Raw genomic sequence first — 14,251 nt, 5'->3', positions numbered from 1 at the left:
TGTCAATATTGTAAATTGCCCATTGCTAGAAGACCGGGATCAGTGAACGCGATCCTTGCCGCTCGACCGTAACGGAAGTTTCCTTACAGGTCTGAATTTACAATGAATGAAGAAAACGATGACGGGCTGAGCCCCGAATTCTTGGCTGCCGAAAGGTTAGCCGAGGTTGATGTTCTGTCGCGCGATATTCGCAAACTGCTGGAGCAAATGACTGCTGCATTTAAAGCGGGTGAGGATGTGGCCCTCAAAGACGTTCTAAGCAAACTTAATCAATTACACGCGGCACACCTTCAAGTGGTGACCGCTGAGGAGCGCTTTCATGCCAAACTCGGAACCGACCCAGATGAAGATGCCATCGACTATGACGCCGTCCGGCATGACGTCGGGTGCAGGCTTGATCGCCTCCGCGAAAGCCTCTTGGCAGAAGCAATTTCTGGAGATGTTAACACCGGAACAGTTGGCGACATTGCCCTATCTCTTCGACTTTTGGGCGATGCCCCATCAGATCGCACCAAGCGGTGATTGGCGTACTTGGGTGATCCTTGGCGGACGAGGTGCGGGTAAAACCCGCGCTGGCGCTGAGTGGGTCCGGCGCATGGTGGAAGGGGCTTTACCCCATGCGCCAGGCGCTGCCCGCCGTGTGGCTTTGGTGGGTGAGACCATGGATCAGGCCCGTGAGGTGATGGTGTTTGGCGATAGTGGTATTTTGTCTGTTTGCCCCCCTGACCGACGTCCTGAGTGGATTGCGGGCCGTCGTTTGTTGGTATGGCCCAACGGGGCTGAGGCGCAGGTATTTTCGGCCCATGATCCAGACAGTTTGCGTGGCCCGCAGTTTGATGCGGTCTGGGCGGATGAACTGGCCAAGTGGCGTCGTGGCGATGAGGCCTGGGATATGTTGCAGTTTGCGTTGCGCTTGGGCGATAGCCCGCGTGCTTGTGTTACCACTACCCCGCGCAAGTCGCAGATGCTGAGTGATTTGCTAGAGCGCGACACGACCGTGGTGACCCATGCGGCGACGCAGGCGAACCGCGCGAATTTGGCGGATAGTTTTCTCAAAGAGATTGAGGGTCGCTATGGCGGCACATCGCTGGGTCGTCAGGAGATGGAAGGCGTCATGCTGACCGAAGTTGAGGGGGCGTTGTGGTCCTCGGCCGATTTGGCGGGGTGTCAGGTGGGTGAGGTGTCCGCGTTGGACCGGATTGTTGTGGCGATTGACCCGCCGGGGACGTCGCATGCGGGGTCTGATCAATGTGGGATTGTGGTGGCGGGTGTTGTCATGACCGGATCGCCGCACGACTGGCGTGCGGTTGTGTTGGAAGATGCCAGTATGTCTGCCGCACGCCCGACCGCTTGGGCGGAAGCCGCGATTGCGGCGATGCGCAGGCATGGGGCGGATCGGTTGGTGGCTGAGGTCAATCAGGGCGGCGATATGGTTGAGGCTGTGCTGCGCGGGGTGGATGGCATGGTGCCCTATCGGTCAGTGCATGCCAGCAAGGGTAAGGTTGCGCGGGCGGAACCGATTGCGGCGCTTTATGAGCAGGGGCGCGTGTCCCATGTGCGGGGGTTATCTGATCTGGAAGATCAGATGGCGCAGATGACCAGCCGTGGTTTTGAGGGCAAAGGATCGCCGGATCGTGTCGATGCGTTGGTCTGGGCTTTGTACGATTTGATGATTGAGCCTGCCGCGAAGTGGCGAAAGCCCAGTATTCGCGGGCTTTGAGGGTGTTGCGCGCGCTGTCGCGCGGTGCTGTGTCAATTTCCTAATCCCGCCGAGGCAAATTGTTTTTCGTGAACTGCAGATGGTCACCACCGACCGGCACTAGGAGTTTTGAATGTTTGAATTTTTAAACCGTACCAAGCCAGACACGTCTGGAGTTGAGGTGAAAGCCTCGGCCACGGGGCGTGTGATGGCGATGTCGAGTGCCGGTCGTGTTGCCTGGTCGCCGCGCGATGTGGTGTCGCTGACGAAGGCTGGATTTTCGGGTAATCCGATTGGGTTTCGTGCGGTGAAATTGATTGCAGAAGCGGCGGCGGCTTTGCCAGTAGTATTGCAGGATGCCGACCGTCGTTATGAGACGCATCCGGTGCAGGCGCTGTTGGCCCGTCCGAATGCGGGGCAGGGCCGTGCGGAGTTGTTGGAGGCTTTGTTCGGACAGGTGTTGTTGACCGGCAATGGGTATCTGGAGGCTGTGGCTGATGAGGCCTTGCCTGTTGAGATGCATGTTTTGCGGTCTGATCGCATGTCTGTGGTTCCGGGGGCCGATGGCTGGCCTGTTGGTTATGAGTATATGGTCAATGGTCGCAAGCATCGGTTCAATGTGGCTGAGGGGCTGAGCCCGATTTGCCATATTAAGAGCTTTCATCCCCAAGATGATCATTATGGGTTTTCTGCGTTGCAAGCCGCGGCGTCAGCGATTGATGTGCATAATGCGGCGTCGCGCTGGTCGAAGGCTTTGTTGGATAATGCGGCCCGTCCGTCTGGTGCGATTGTGTATCGTGGGGCGGATGGTCAGTCTTCGCTGAGCAATGATCAATATGATCGGTTGTTGTGCGAGATGGAGACGCAGCATCAGGGGGCCAAGAATGCAGGCCGTCCGATGTTGTTGGAAGGCGGGCTTGATTGGAAGCCGATGGGGTTCTCGCCCTCTGACATGGAGTTCCAGAAGACGAAAGAGGCTGCCGCGCGCGAGATTGCGATTGCTTACGGTGTGCCGCCGATGCTGCTGGGTATTCCGGGGGATGCGACCTATGCGAATTATCAAGAGGCGAACCGTGCGTTTTATCGTTTGACGGTGTTGCCGCTGGCGACCCGCGTAATGTCTGCGATTGCTGTTTGGTTGTCGGATTACGCAGGCGAAGACGTGATGTTGCGCCCTGATTTGGATCAGATCCCGGCCTTGTCTGCCGAGCGGGATGCGCAGTGGCGCCGGGTGAGTGAGGCCGCTTTTTTGACGGATGCTGAGAAGCGGTCGTTGCTGGGACTGCCTGCGCTGGAGGTCGGTGATGGCGCGTAATGTTGTTGGGATGGACGGCAAGCCGCGCCGTGATGGCCCGCCGCCGGTGTCGGATTTCTGGTTTGCGCAGGTTGATGTCCGCTTGGGCCGGATTGAGTTCATGGTGACCCGTTTGGAATGGCAGGTCTGGCTGATTGTCTGCGGCTGCGCCGGATTGTTGGTTTTTGAAATTGTGAAAGCGCTGAGTGGAGCCTGATGATGAATTTGGAACATAAGTTTTGTGCGCTTGGCACTGAGGTGACCGTCACGGATGGCACCGTGATCAGCGGGTATGCGTCGCTGTTTGGTAAGTCTGACCAAGGTGGCGATACCGTTGAGACGGGCGCTTATGGTGCGTCGCTGGCCAAAGGGCGCGGTGTGAAGATGTTGTGGCAGCATGACCCGGCCCAGCCGATTGGTGTGTGGGACGAGGTGCGCGAGGATGCCACGGGTCTGTGGGTCAAAGGCCGGTTGCTGACCGATGTGGCCAAGGGTCGTGAAGCCGCGTCGCTGATTGCGGCCAAGGCGATTGATGGTCTGTCTATTGGCTATCGCACCGTGAAGGCCCGCAAGGATGACAAGGGCGGACGCCTTTTGTCGGAGTTGGAACTTTGGGAGGTGTCTTTGGTCACTTTTCCGATGCTTCCTGATGCGCGTGTGGGGGCCAAGGGCGATGACCCGGCAGCCACTGCAATGCGCGAGATGGCTGCGGCATTTGAGGGTGCGCGCCAAATGATGGCGCGGGACTGAGCCCGCCCGAGCAACGATCAAAGGATTGATTGATGAGTAAGACTGAGAGCAATTCTCGGGCTGGGGAAGATGTGTCTCCTGCCCAGTCTCTGAACACGGCGATTGCCGGGTTTATGAGCGATTTCAAAGACTTTTCCCACGGCGTGAATGCCAAACTTCAAAAACAGGATGACCGGATGAACAAGCTGGATCGAAAGACAATGATGACCTCACGCACGGCACTGGCCCATGCGGCATCTGAGGATGCGCCACACCAGAAAGCCTTTGCCGCTTACCTGCGCTCTGGCGATGATGACGCGCTGCGCGGCCTTGAGATGGAAGGCAAAGCGATGGGCACGGCTGTGGCTGCTGATGGTGGCTATCTGGTGGATCCGCAAACAGCGGATACTATTCAGAACACGCTGTCTTCGACTGCTTCCATTCGTTCGATTGCGAGTGTCGTGAATGTGGATGCGACGTCTTATGATGTGCTGGTTGATCATTCCGAAATGGGTGCCGGTTGGGCGACTGAGGCGAGTGCGGTTGCCGAGACCGATACACCGCGTATTGAGCGCATTTCTATTCCGTTGCATGAATTGTCTGCCCTGCCGAAAGCATCGCAGCGTTTGCTGGATGACAGCGCGTTTGACATTGAAGGTTGGCTGGCTGGCCGGATTGCCGACAAGTTTGCCCGTGCCGAGGCGATGGCGTTTATCGAAGGTGACGGCGTTGATAAGCCGACGGGTATGCTGACCTATGGCACCGTGGCCAATGACAACTGGACCTGGGGCAACCTTGGCTATGTGGCGTCTGAAACCGCTGGTGGGATCACCCGCGCTGATCCGATCATTGATCTGGTTTATGCGCTGGGTGCTGAGTACCGCGCCAACGCGACCTTTGTCATGAACTCCAAGACGGCTGGTCATATCCGTAAGTTGAAGGACAATGACGGTCGTTTTGTTTGGGTCGACGGCATTGCGGTGGGTGAGCCTGCGCGTTTGCTGGGCTACCGCGTGCTGATTGCCGAAGATATGCCCGATATTGATGACAATTCCATGTCTGTCGCCTTTGGTGATTTCTCTGCTGGCTACACTGTGGCTGAGCGTCCTGATCTGCGCGTGTTGCGCGATCCGTTCTCTGCCAAGCCGCATGTTCTGTTCTATGCGACCAAGCGTGTTGGCGGTGCAGTGAGCGATTTTGCAGCGATCAAGCTGCTGAAATTCGCGGCCAGCTAAACGCTGAGGTCGTGAATGGGGTGCTGCGTGTTTCGCGCGGTACCCAGCCCGGGCGCACATCAAGACAATCCTCGCATTGTCTAGCAGTTCCCTTCCGTCCGAGCAATGCGGGGGGCGGGTGCGCCCGGGATCTATCGCCTGAAGTGGTATAAGAGTTTTCGGAGTAATTCCATGATGTTAGTCGAAGAGACCACCGTGCCCATGTCGGCGCTTCCGGTCGCTGCATTTCAAGACCATTTGCGCCTGGGGTCGGGGTTTTCCGACGATGGAGTTCAAGATGCAGTGCTGGAAAGCTATCTGCGCGCGGCGATGGCCGCGATTGAGGCCCGCACTGGTAAGATCTTGATTGAGCGCGAGTTTAGCTGGACCTTGACCGCATGGCGTGATGCCCGCCGTCAGCCGCTGCCTGTGGCCCCGGTGAATGCGATTAGTGAAGTGACGCTGTTGAATATGCAGGGGGCGGAGACGGCTGTGGATGCGGATAGCTGGTATCTGGAGCCTGATATGCAGCGCCCGAGTTTGCAGGCGGCTGGCACGTGTTTGCCTGCGTTGTCTGCGGGTGGATCGGTGCGCATTGGGATGCTCGCGGGCTTTGGTCCTGAGTGGTCTGATCTGCCAAGCGACCTGGCCCAGGCAGTGATGTTGCTGGCGGCCCATTTCTATGAATATCGCCATGATGTGTCGCGCAGTACCCCTGCGATGCCTGTTGGTGTGCTGGCGTTGATTGAAAGCTATCGCACGGTCCGTCTGTTTATGGGTGGTCGGGCATGAGTGCGCCGCAATTAAACCGGTCGTTGGTGCTGGAGGCCCCTTTGAAGGTGGCTGATGGGGCCGGTGGCTATACCCGCGATTGGGAGCCTTTGGGCGTGTTATGGGCCGAGGTGAAAGCCGGGTCGGGCCGTGAGAAGGCAGAGACGGCGACGACGTTTTCGCGTGTGCCTTACCGCATTACCGTCCGTGCCGCCCCTTATGGTGCGCCGTCGCGACCGGTGGCAGGTCAGCGTTTTCGTGATGGGGCGCGGGTGTTTGAGATTTACGCTGTGGCCGAGAAGGGTGTCGATGCCGCCTACCTGACCTGTCATGCGCAAGAGGAGGTGGCCCCATGAGTTATGGAGTGGCTGCGGCCCTGCAACGGGCGGTGTTTCAGCGGTTGCGTGCGGATAGTGCGTTAGATGCTTTGGTCGGTGTCCATATCTATGATGCTTTGCCGACGGGGGCTTTGCCGCCGCTTTATGTGGTGCTGGGGGCAGAGGATGTGCGCGATGCGTCGGATAAGACCGGGGCGGGGGCCTGGCATCAGTTTACAGTGACTGTTGTGACCCAAAGTGCGGGGTTTGCCACCGCCAAGGCTGCTGCTGCCGCGGTGAGTGATGCGTTGGTGGATGCGCCTTTGCCGCTGGACCGGGGATCGCTGGTATCGCTACATTTTCTGAAGGCCAAGGCCGCCCGTGTAGGCAGCGGTGCTGTCCGCCAGATCAACCTGATTTTTCGTGCCCGCGTGGCGGATGACACGTAACCCAACTGATATTTGAGGAGTACGCCTGATGGCTGCACAAAATGGTAAGGACCTGTTGGTCAAAATAGATATGACAGGCGGTGGCATGTTTGAAACCGCCGCTGGCCTGCGCGCCACACGGATCAGTTTGAATGCTGAAACGGTGGATGTGACCAGTCTGGAAAGTACGGGCGGCTGGCGCGAATTGCTGGGCGGGGCGGGTGTAAAAACGGCCGCGATCTCCGGATCGGGTGTGTTCAAGGATGAAGCCACCGATGAGCGTGCGCGCCAGATTTTCTTTGATGGTGAGACGCCTGATTTTCAGGTGATTGTGCCGGGGTTTGGCACGCTGCAAGGGCCGTTTCAGATTACGTCTGTGGAATATGCCGGATCGCATAATGGGGAAGCGACCTATGAGTTGTCGCTGGCCTCTGCCGGTGCGCTGACCTTTGTGGCGTTGATCTGATGGCGAACCCTTGGACTGGTGAAGTGGCGATTGTGATTGATGGGGTGTCCCATGATTGCAAGCTGACGCTGGGCGCGCTTGCTGAATTGGAAGCAGCCCTTGGCGAAGGGTCATTGGTTGATCTTATTCGCCGGTTTGAAGGGGCTGCTTTTTCGGGGGCTGATGTGATGGCGGTGGTTGTTGCGGGTCTGCGCGGTGGCGGCTGGACCGGCACTGCGGCGGATCTGATCACGGCTGAGATTGCAGGCGGTCCTGTGGGGGCCGCGAAGGTTGCAGCACTCATGTTGGCGCGCGCTTTTGCGGTGCCGGAGTAGCCGATGGATTGGGTCGGGCTCATGCAGAGGGGACTGCACCAGTTGCGGTTGAAACCGTGTGATTTCTGGGCGCTGACCCCGGCAGAGTTGCAGATCATGCTGGGTGCGACGGGCGCGCAGGCCCCGATGGGTCGTGTGCAGTTTGATGCCTTGCTGCGCGATTTTCCTGATGACGTGAAGGATGAAGATGATGGATGACATCGACAAGATTGATGCGCTTGAGGCGGATGTAGGGGGCCTGGAAACGGCGCTAGGTGATGCCTCAGCCATGACGGCGGCGTTTGAGGATCGGTTGCGTTCTGTGCAGGGATCTTTGAGTGATACGACCCGTGATTTGGGCAATCTGGAACGTGGCTTTAGCCAAGGGTTGCGGTCTGCGTTTGATGGGCTGGTGCTGGACGGGCGCAGCCTGACCGATGTGCTGGGTGGTTTGGCTGAGAAGATGGTGAATACGACCTATTCAGCCGCTGTAAACCCTGTCACCGATCACATTGGTGGATTGCTGGCGGGTGGTCTGAATGGTGTTGTGTCTGGCCTGATGCCCTTTGCGGATGGCGGATCGTTTAGCCAAGGCCGTGTGATGCCTTTTGCCAAAGGTGGCGTTGTCAGCAGTCCGACGACCTTTCCCATGCGCGGCGGCACCGGCCTGATGGGCGAAGCGGGGCCTGAGGCGATTATGCCGCTGGCCCGTGGTGCAGATGGTCGATTGGGCGTGCGCGGTGCGGGCGGCGGGGCCGTGACCGTCAATATGAATATTTCCACCCCGGATGTGCAAGGTTTTCAGCGCAGCAGCAGTCAGATTGCCGCGCAGATGAGCCGTGTTTTGGGCCGTAGCGAACGCCATAGGTAGGAGCCGATATGACTTTTCATGATGTAAGATTTCCTGCGTCGTTGAGCTTTGGCGCATTGGGTGGCCCTGAGCGCCGGACAGAGATTGTGACGCTGGCCAATGGCTTTGAAGAACGCAATACGCCTTGGGCACATGCGCGTAGGCGGTATGATGCGGGCTGTGGGTTGCGGTCTTTGGATGATGTGGAAACTTTGATTGCGTTCTTTGAGGCGCGTCAGGGCCAGCTTGTCGGCTTTCGCTGGAAGGACTGGAGCGACTATTTGTCGTGTAAACCGTCTTGTGCGGTTGCGGCATCTGATCAGTTACTGGCTGTTGGCGACGAGGTGACGCGCAGTTTTCAACTAGCCAAATCATACCGATCGGGCGATGCCATCTATCAGCGCCCCGTCAAGAAGCCTGTACATGGGTCTGTGCGCGCTCAGGTTGGCGGTGATTATGCGCAACAGGGTGTGGACTATGAGGTGGACTATGACAGCGGCTTGCTGACTTTTGCCAGCGCCCCCGATACAGGGGCTGAAGTGCGGGCCGGGTTTGAGTTTGACGTGCCCGTGCGATTTGACACTGATGTGATCATGACCTCTGTGTCCAGCTTTCAGGCGGGCGAAGTACCCAATGTACCCGTGGTCGAGGTGCGGCTATGAGTGAAGATGCGCTTTATGCTCACTTGCGCTCTGGTGTGAGCCATACTTGCCATTGCTGGTTGATCCGCAGGCGCGACGGTGTGCAGTTGGGGTTTACTGACCATGACGCGGACTTGCATTTTGACGGGATCACATTTAACCCGCAGAACGGGCTAAGTGCACGCGCGATCGCCAATACCACAGGGCTGTCCGTGAATAACACCGAGGCTTTTGGTGTGCTGTCAGATGATGCCATTGCCGAAGCTGATATTCTGGCGGGCCGCTATGATGGTGCCACTGTGCAGGTGTGGTTGGTGTGCTGGGATGATGCCAATGCGCGCAAAACGCTGTTTCGCGGATCTTTGGGTGAGATCACCCGGGGTGCCGGCGGTTTTGAGGCTGAATTGCAGGGGTTGACCGAGGCGCTGAACCAAACCCAGGGGCGATCATATCTCAAGACATGTAGTGCTGTGTTCGGGGATGCGCGCTGCCGGTTTGGCACCGATCATCCGTCTTACCGGCTAGAGCATTCACTGGATGCGCCCAGCGAAGGGCAGGTGTTTACGCTGACGGGTATCAAGAATTTCAATATCGGTTGGTTTGAGCATGGTGTGCTTGAGGTGCTTAGCGGTGCGGCGATCGGGTTGCAGGGGTTGATCAAGTCGGATGTCGGTCTGACTGAGCGTGTGATCACACTGTGGTCACCGCTGAATGCGCCGGTATCGCCGGGTGATGTTTTGCGTTTGACAGCTGGATGCGACAAGCGCCCTGTGACCTGTCGCGAAAAGTTCAGCAATTTTCTGAACTATCAGGGCTTTCCCGATATGCCGGGTGATGACTGGTTGGTGAGTGTGCCGCGTTCTGATCAATCTCATACCGGTGGGAGTTTGACCCGATGAATACGCAGGTGGTTGATATTGCGCGGGGTTGGGTTGGTACGCCCTATTTACATCAAGTTTCGGTTCAGGGCGTTGGCTGCGATTGCCTTGGCCTTTTGCGCGGTATCTGGCGCGTGGTGTATGGTTGCGAGCCAGAGGCGATACCGGCGTACACCCAAGATTGGTCAGAGCCGCAGGGCGCAGAGCGGTTGATGGCGGCCGCGGACCGGCATCTTCGCGAGGCGACGTCGACGCCATTGGCACCTGGTCAAGTGATCCTGTTTCGGATGCGGCAGGGGGCGGTCGCCAAGCATTTGGGTGTTGTTTCTGATGCAGGCGAACTTCCGCAGTTTATTCATGCCTACCAAGGGCATGGTGTGGTTGAAAGCTGGCTTTCGGCCCCTTGGCGCAAGCGTATCGCGGCGCGATTTGAATTCATCGAGAGGTAAGACAGATGGCAACGATTGCACTTTCCGCCGCCGGAATGGCGCTGGGCGGCTCTATTGGTGGGTCTGTTCTGGGCTTGTCGATGGCCACGATCGGGCGCGCGGCAGGAGCTGCGATTGGTCGTCGGATTGACCAACAACTGCTGGGTGCTGGCAGTGGATCGGTCGAGACGGGGCGCATTGACCGTTTTCGGGTTACGGGGGCCGCGGAGGGCGCTGACATTCAGCAAATCTATGGCCGCATGCGTGTGGCCGGTCAGGTGATCTGGGCGTCACAGTTTCTTGAAACGTCATCCACCAGTGGGGGCGGGAAAGGCAGTGCCCCGAAACCAAGCACGACGACCTATTCTTACAGCGTGAGTTTGGCGGTCGCTTTGTGTGAAGGGCAGATCAGCCGGATTGGCCGGATCTGGGCAGATGGAACCGAGGTTTCGCCGGACACATTGAATATGCGTGTTTACGTGGGCACGCATGACCAATTGCCTGACCCCAAGATTGCCGCGGTTGAAGGCGCGGATAACACACCGGCCTATCGTGGGACGGCTTATGTTGTGTTTGAGGATTTGGCGCTGGGCCAGTTTGGCAATCGCATCCCGCAACTGACGTTTGAAGTAATGCGTCCGGGGCAAAGCGAAGGAGTTGATTTGTCGAACGCCGTGCAGGGTGTGGCGTTGATGCCGGGTGCAGGCGAGTACGCGCTGGCGACATCGCAGGTTTATGCATCAAGTGAGTTTGGTGCGCGGACGGCAGTGAACACAAATTCGCCGCTTGGGGGAAGCGACTTTACCGTCTCAATGAACGCGCTTGAGGCCGAGCTGCCAGAGTGTGGATCTGTGATGTTGCCGCTGATGTGGTTTGCGGATGACTTGCGCTGTGGTGTTTGTCAGGTCGCCCCCAAGGTCGTGCAGGGGCAGATTGATGCAGGGGCGATGCCTTGGGTCGTGAATGGTCAGACACGGGCCACAGCGGGCAAGGTTGCCGAAGTCGAGGGCGTGCCGATTGCAGGTGGTACCCCCGCAGATAGAGCCGTTGTCGAGGCACTTGTCGATTTGAAAGCGCGCGGGCTTGATGCTGTGGTTAGTCCGGTCCTGATGATGGATCAGCTTGAAGGTAACAGCTTACCTGATCCGATCACCGGTGGCACCGAACAGGCTGCTTTGCCTTGGGTGGGTGATATGACCATTGCGCTTGCACCTGGCGTTGCGGAATCCACTGACGGAACAGCCGCGGCGGATGCCGAGGTTGCTGCTTTTGTAGGGCAGGCGGGTGTAGCTGATTTTGCCGTATCGGGGACCAGCGTAACGTATACGGGCGCTGCCGAAAACAGCTATCGCCGGTTTGTTTTGCACTATGCGCATCTTTGCGCTGCCGCAGGTGGTGTGTCCGCCTTTTGTGTCGGCACAGAGCTGGCAGGTCTGACCCGCATACGCGGTGCAAATGGGTTTCCGATGGTCGATGCGTTGCGCGCGCTTGCCGCAGATGTGCGCCAGATTTTGGGTGCAGGATGCAAAATCAGCTATAGCGCTGACTGGACAGAGTATCACGGGATGCAGCCCGCTGGGACGGCTGACAAGATCTTTCACCTTGATCCCCTGTGGGCAGACGAGAATATTGATTTCGTTGGTGTGTCAGCCGCATTTCCTTTGGCGGATTGGCGCGACGGGACGGATCACCGCGATGCAGCGGCAGGTGCGATCCATAACTTGTCTTATCTGCGATCCAACGTCGTAGGCGGAGAACATTATGACTGGTCCTACCCAACGCCCGAGGCCAGAGATGCACAGCGCCGCGTACCGATCACAGACCCTGAAGGTGAGCCGTGGATGTGGCGCGCCAAGGATTTTCAAGGCTGGTGGTCGCATCAGCACCATGACCGGATCGGTGGTATTCGGCAAAGCCCGGCCACGGATTGGGTGCCGCAGAGTAAGCCAATTTGGCTAACCTCGGTCGGATGCCCGGCTGTTGAGAAGGGGGCGAATGGGCCGTGTCATGTCTTGTGCGGCAAACCGAAATTACCTTTCGGTTCAAACGGTAGCCGTGATGAGCTGATGCAGATGCAGTATTTGCGGGCCTTTGGCAGCTATTACGCCGAACCGGAAAATAACCCGGCATCAACGGTTTATGGCGGGGCCATGATCGACACGACCCGCATGCATGTCTGGGGCTGGGATCCGCGTCCTTATCCGTATTGGCCTGGTAATACTGCCGCTTGGCCGGATGGTGGGGCCTATGCAACGGGGCCTTGGCTGAATGGCCGTGTGACGCACCGATCGCTGGCGTCCGTTGTGGCAGAGATTTGCGCGCGCTCAGGTTTAACCAATTACGATGTCAGCGAACTTTTTGGGGTGGTTCGCGGTTACACCGTTGGCGAAACCGGCACAGGGCGCGCTGCACTTCAGCCGTTGATGCTGGCCTATGGCTTTGACGCGTTGGAACGTGATGGCATGCTGGTGTTTCGCAATCGTGACGGACGGGTTCATCATTATTTGACAGATGCTGACATCGCCCTTGATCCCGAAACGGATCGAAGCCTTTCGTTGGCCCGTGCCGCAGCGGCAGAGATCGCCGGGCGTGTGCAGTTTGCTCATATCGCGGCCGATGCAGACTATGATGCAGTTGCGGCAGAAATTGTCCTGCCTGATGATCAGACCCACACTGTGACGCGGAGCGAAGCCGCAGTTGTGCTGACCCGTGCGGAAGGCAAAGAGGTTGTTGCGCGTTGGCTGCAAGAGGCACGGATCGGGCGAGAAACCGTGCGCTTTGCCTTGCCGCCTGCACAATCTGGTGTGGGGGCGGGTGACACCGTCGCGCTGGATATACAAAACCACCGGGGCACCTATCGCATTGACCGCATTGAAGAGGCGGGCCTACGCCTGGTTGAGGCGACACGGGTAGAGCCCGAGGTTTACCGCAAACATGCCGTGGCTGAGGAAGGTGTGGAGTTACGGCCTTACGTCGGGCCTATTCCGGCAGAACTGCTGTTCCTTGATCTGCCATTGCTGACCGGTGATGAACTGCCTCATGCACCTTATGTCGCCGCAGCGGGGCGACCGTGGCCCGGTAGCATCGCACTTTATGGCGCGCCACAAGACAGCGATTATGCATTGCAGGACGTCTTGAATGAACCGTCCACGGTCGGTTTGACACAAACGCCGCTTGCCGCAGGACCGGTCGGCATATGGGACCGTCAAAATGGCGTCGAGGTGGCGTTGATCAATGGCACGCTCAGCTCGGCTTTGTATGAAGCGGTGCTTGCGGGGGCCAACACGTTGGCCATTGGTGACGGGTCGGGGGGCAACTGGGAAATTCTTCAGTTCCAAACTGCTATACCACTGGCTGAACGCAAATTTCGTTTGTCAGGCCTACTGCGGGGGCAGGCGGGCAGCCGGGGGTTGATGCCTGATACATGGCCCGCAGGGTCGCAGGTTGTCCTGCTCAATGCCGTGCCTAAGCAGATCACGATCCCCACTGCGGCGCGTGGCACGGAGCGGCACTATCGCTTTGGCCCAGCCAAGCAAGCGATGAGCGATGCGAGTTTCCGGTATGAGACCCATGCATTTGTCGGCAATGGGTTGCGGCCTTATCCGGTGGCGCATCCGCGTGTACTGATGAACGGCACAGATGTAGAGGTGTCGTGGATCAGATGCAGCCGGATTGACGGTGATATCTGGGCTGATGGCGAGGTTCCACTGGGTGAAGAAACCGAAGCCTATCGCATCCGCGTTCTAAAAGCGGGCAACGTCATGCGCGAAGAAGTGGTGACCACGCCTGCCTGGACCTATGCAGGTTCGGATGTGGCAGCGGATATCGGATACGGTTTCTACACCATCGAAATCGCCCAAATATCAGAGCGTTTTGGCGCTGGGCTGACAACCGAAATCCTCAAGTATCTATGAGGCCGGTGCAGCTTGCCGATATTGAAATGACTGCGCGTGTATTGATGCAGGTGCCGGTAGAACGGCGTGTGCGCCTTATGCAAACGCTGATCGGTGAGACTGAGTGTGCAGAGGCCTATAGGCTTTTGCATGGCGCCCCACACCCGCAGTTTGGTGTGGGGTCACTGTTGTCACGCGCAGTACGCATGCAAGCGGCGCCGCGCCCGGCCGCATTAGAATTTGATGCGCTGGATGCTTACTGTGCTGTCGTAAATGCGCTTTTGGCGCATCAAACACATCAAACATTGTGAAATGATCCATCACAGCTTTGTTCTTGGCTTGGCGGCAGT

At 58.1% G+C, this 14,251-nt stretch carries 18 protein-coding genes; all 18 read left to right on the top strand.

Annotated features, from left to right (window positions below; all coding sequences use genetic code 11):
- Positions 1–102 precede the first annotated feature (102 nt).
- The 18 genes from RCCS2_RS18705 to RCCS2_RS17980 all read left to right on the top strand — a co-directional run bounded on the left by RCCS2_RS18705 (position 103) and on the right by RCCS2_RS17980 (position 14,212).
- Positions 103–522 carry a hypothetical protein gene (locus RCCS2_RS18705; protein ID WP_008235196.1) on the top strand — a complete coding sequence of 140 codons (420 nt, stop codon included), beginning with the start codon at positions 103–105 and terminating at the stop codon, positions 520–522.
- A complete protein-coding gene (locus tag RCCS2_RS13630; RefSeq protein WP_037294221.1) occupies positions 440–1,720 on the top strand; it encodes a DNA-packaging protein in 1,281 nt (426 codons plus the stop codon). The genes RCCS2_RS18705 and RCCS2_RS13630 overlap by 83 nt, the downstream gene beginning before the upstream one ends.
- Before the next feature lie 112 nt (positions 1,721–1,832).
- Positions 1,833–3,014, top strand: coding sequence for a phage portal protein (locus RCCS2_RS13625; RefSeq protein WP_008235194.1), 1,182 nt, complete (start codon positions 1,833–1,835; stop codon positions 3,012–3,014).
- Entirely contained in the window at positions 3,004–3,210 is a 207-nt protein-coding gene (locus RCCS2_RS13620) for a hypothetical protein (protein WP_008235193.1), read from the top strand. Before RCCS2_RS13625 ends, RCCS2_RS13620 begins: the two co-directional genes overlap by 11 nt.
- A 2-nt stretch (positions 3,211–3,212) precedes the next feature.
- Positions 3,213–3,743 (top strand): HK97 family phage prohead protease, encoded by a 531-nt coding sequence (locus RCCS2_RS13615; RefSeq protein ID WP_037294245.1) that lies wholly within the window; start codon positions 3,213–3,215, stop codon positions 3,741–3,743.
- 32 nt (positions 3,744–3,775) lie between these two features.
- Positions 3,776–4,957: a phage major capsid protein gene (locus RCCS2_RS13610; protein ID WP_037294220.1), complete on the top strand. Its 1,182-nt coding sequence runs from the start codon at positions 3,776–3,778 to the stop codon at positions 4,955–4,957.
- Between the two features lie 171 nt (positions 4,958–5,128).
- A complete protein-coding gene (locus tag RCCS2_RS13605; RefSeq protein WP_008235188.1) occupies positions 5,129–5,728 on the top strand; it encodes a head-tail connector protein in 600 nt (199 codons plus the stop codon).
- Positions 5,725–6,063 (top strand): head-tail adaptor protein, encoded by a 339-nt coding sequence (locus tag RCCS2_RS13600; RefSeq protein WP_008235187.1) that lies wholly within the window; start codon positions 5,725–5,727, stop codon positions 6,061–6,063. The genes RCCS2_RS13605 and RCCS2_RS13600 overlap by 4 nt, the downstream gene beginning before the upstream one ends.
- Positions 6,060–6,473, top strand: coding sequence for a DUF3168 domain-containing protein (locus tag RCCS2_RS13595; RefSeq protein WP_008235179.1), 414 nt, complete (start codon positions 6,060–6,062; stop codon positions 6,471–6,473). The genes RCCS2_RS13600 and RCCS2_RS13595 overlap by 4 nt, the downstream gene beginning before the upstream one ends.
- Before the next feature lie 28 nt (positions 6,474–6,501).
- Complete coding sequence (locus RCCS2_RS13590; protein ID WP_008235178.1) at positions 6,502–6,918, top strand: phage major tail protein, TP901-1 family; 417 nt, start codon at positions 6,502–6,504, stop codon at positions 6,916–6,918.
- Entirely contained in the window at positions 6,918–7,232 is a 315-nt protein-coding gene (locus RCCS2_RS13585) for a gene transfer agent family protein (RefSeq protein ID WP_008235177.1), read from the top strand. Before RCCS2_RS13590 ends, RCCS2_RS13585 begins: the two co-directional genes overlap by 1 nt.
- A 3-nt stretch (positions 7,233–7,235) precedes the next feature.
- Complete coding sequence (locus tag RCCS2_RS13580; RefSeq protein ID WP_008235176.1) at positions 7,236–7,430, top strand: rcc01693 family protein; 195 nt, start codon at positions 7,236–7,238, stop codon at positions 7,428–7,430.
- Positions 7,423–8,082 carry a phage tail tape measure protein gene (locus tag RCCS2_RS13575; RefSeq protein ID WP_037294218.1) on the top strand — a complete coding sequence of 220 codons (660 nt, stop codon included), beginning with the start codon at positions 7,423–7,425 and terminating at the stop codon, positions 8,080–8,082. Before RCCS2_RS13580 ends, RCCS2_RS13575 begins: the two co-directional genes overlap by 8 nt.
- An 8-nt stretch (positions 8,083–8,090) precedes the next feature.
- A complete protein-coding gene (locus RCCS2_RS13570) occupies positions 8,091–8,723 on the top strand; it encodes a DUF2460 domain-containing protein (RefSeq protein ID WP_008235174.1) in 633 nt (210 codons plus the stop codon).
- Positions 8,720–9,601 carry a DUF2163 domain-containing protein gene (locus RCCS2_RS13565; protein WP_008235172.1) on the top strand — a complete coding sequence of 294 codons (882 nt, stop codon included), beginning with the start codon at positions 8,720–8,722 and terminating at the stop codon, positions 9,599–9,601. Before RCCS2_RS13570 ends, RCCS2_RS13565 begins: the two co-directional genes overlap by 4 nt.
- Positions 9,598–10,029 (top strand): peptidase, encoded by a 432-nt coding sequence (locus RCCS2_RS13560; RefSeq protein ID WP_008235170.1) that lies wholly within the window; start codon positions 9,598–9,600, stop codon positions 10,027–10,029. Before RCCS2_RS13565 ends, RCCS2_RS13560 begins: the two co-directional genes overlap by 4 nt.
- A 5-nt stretch (positions 10,030–10,034) precedes the next feature.
- Positions 10,035–13,922 (top strand): baseplate multidomain protein megatron, encoded by a 3,888-nt coding sequence (locus tag RCCS2_RS13555; protein WP_008235168.1) that lies wholly within the window; start codon positions 10,035–10,037, stop codon positions 13,920–13,922.
- Positions 13,919–14,212: a DUF7742 family protein gene (locus tag RCCS2_RS17980; protein WP_008235166.1), complete on the top strand. Its 294-nt coding sequence runs from the start codon at positions 13,919–13,921 to the stop codon at positions 14,210–14,212. The genes RCCS2_RS13555 and RCCS2_RS17980 overlap by 4 nt, the downstream gene beginning before the upstream one ends.
- Positions 14,213–14,251: the final 39 nt, after the last annotated feature.

The organism is Roseobacter sp. CCS2 (genome assembly GCF_000169435.1).
In the GTDB taxonomy this organism is placed as follows: domain Bacteria; phylum Pseudomonadota; class Alphaproteobacteria; order Rhodobacterales; family Rhodobacteraceae; genus Yoonia.
This window is presented reverse-complemented; position numbering and strand designations above follow the sequence as displayed.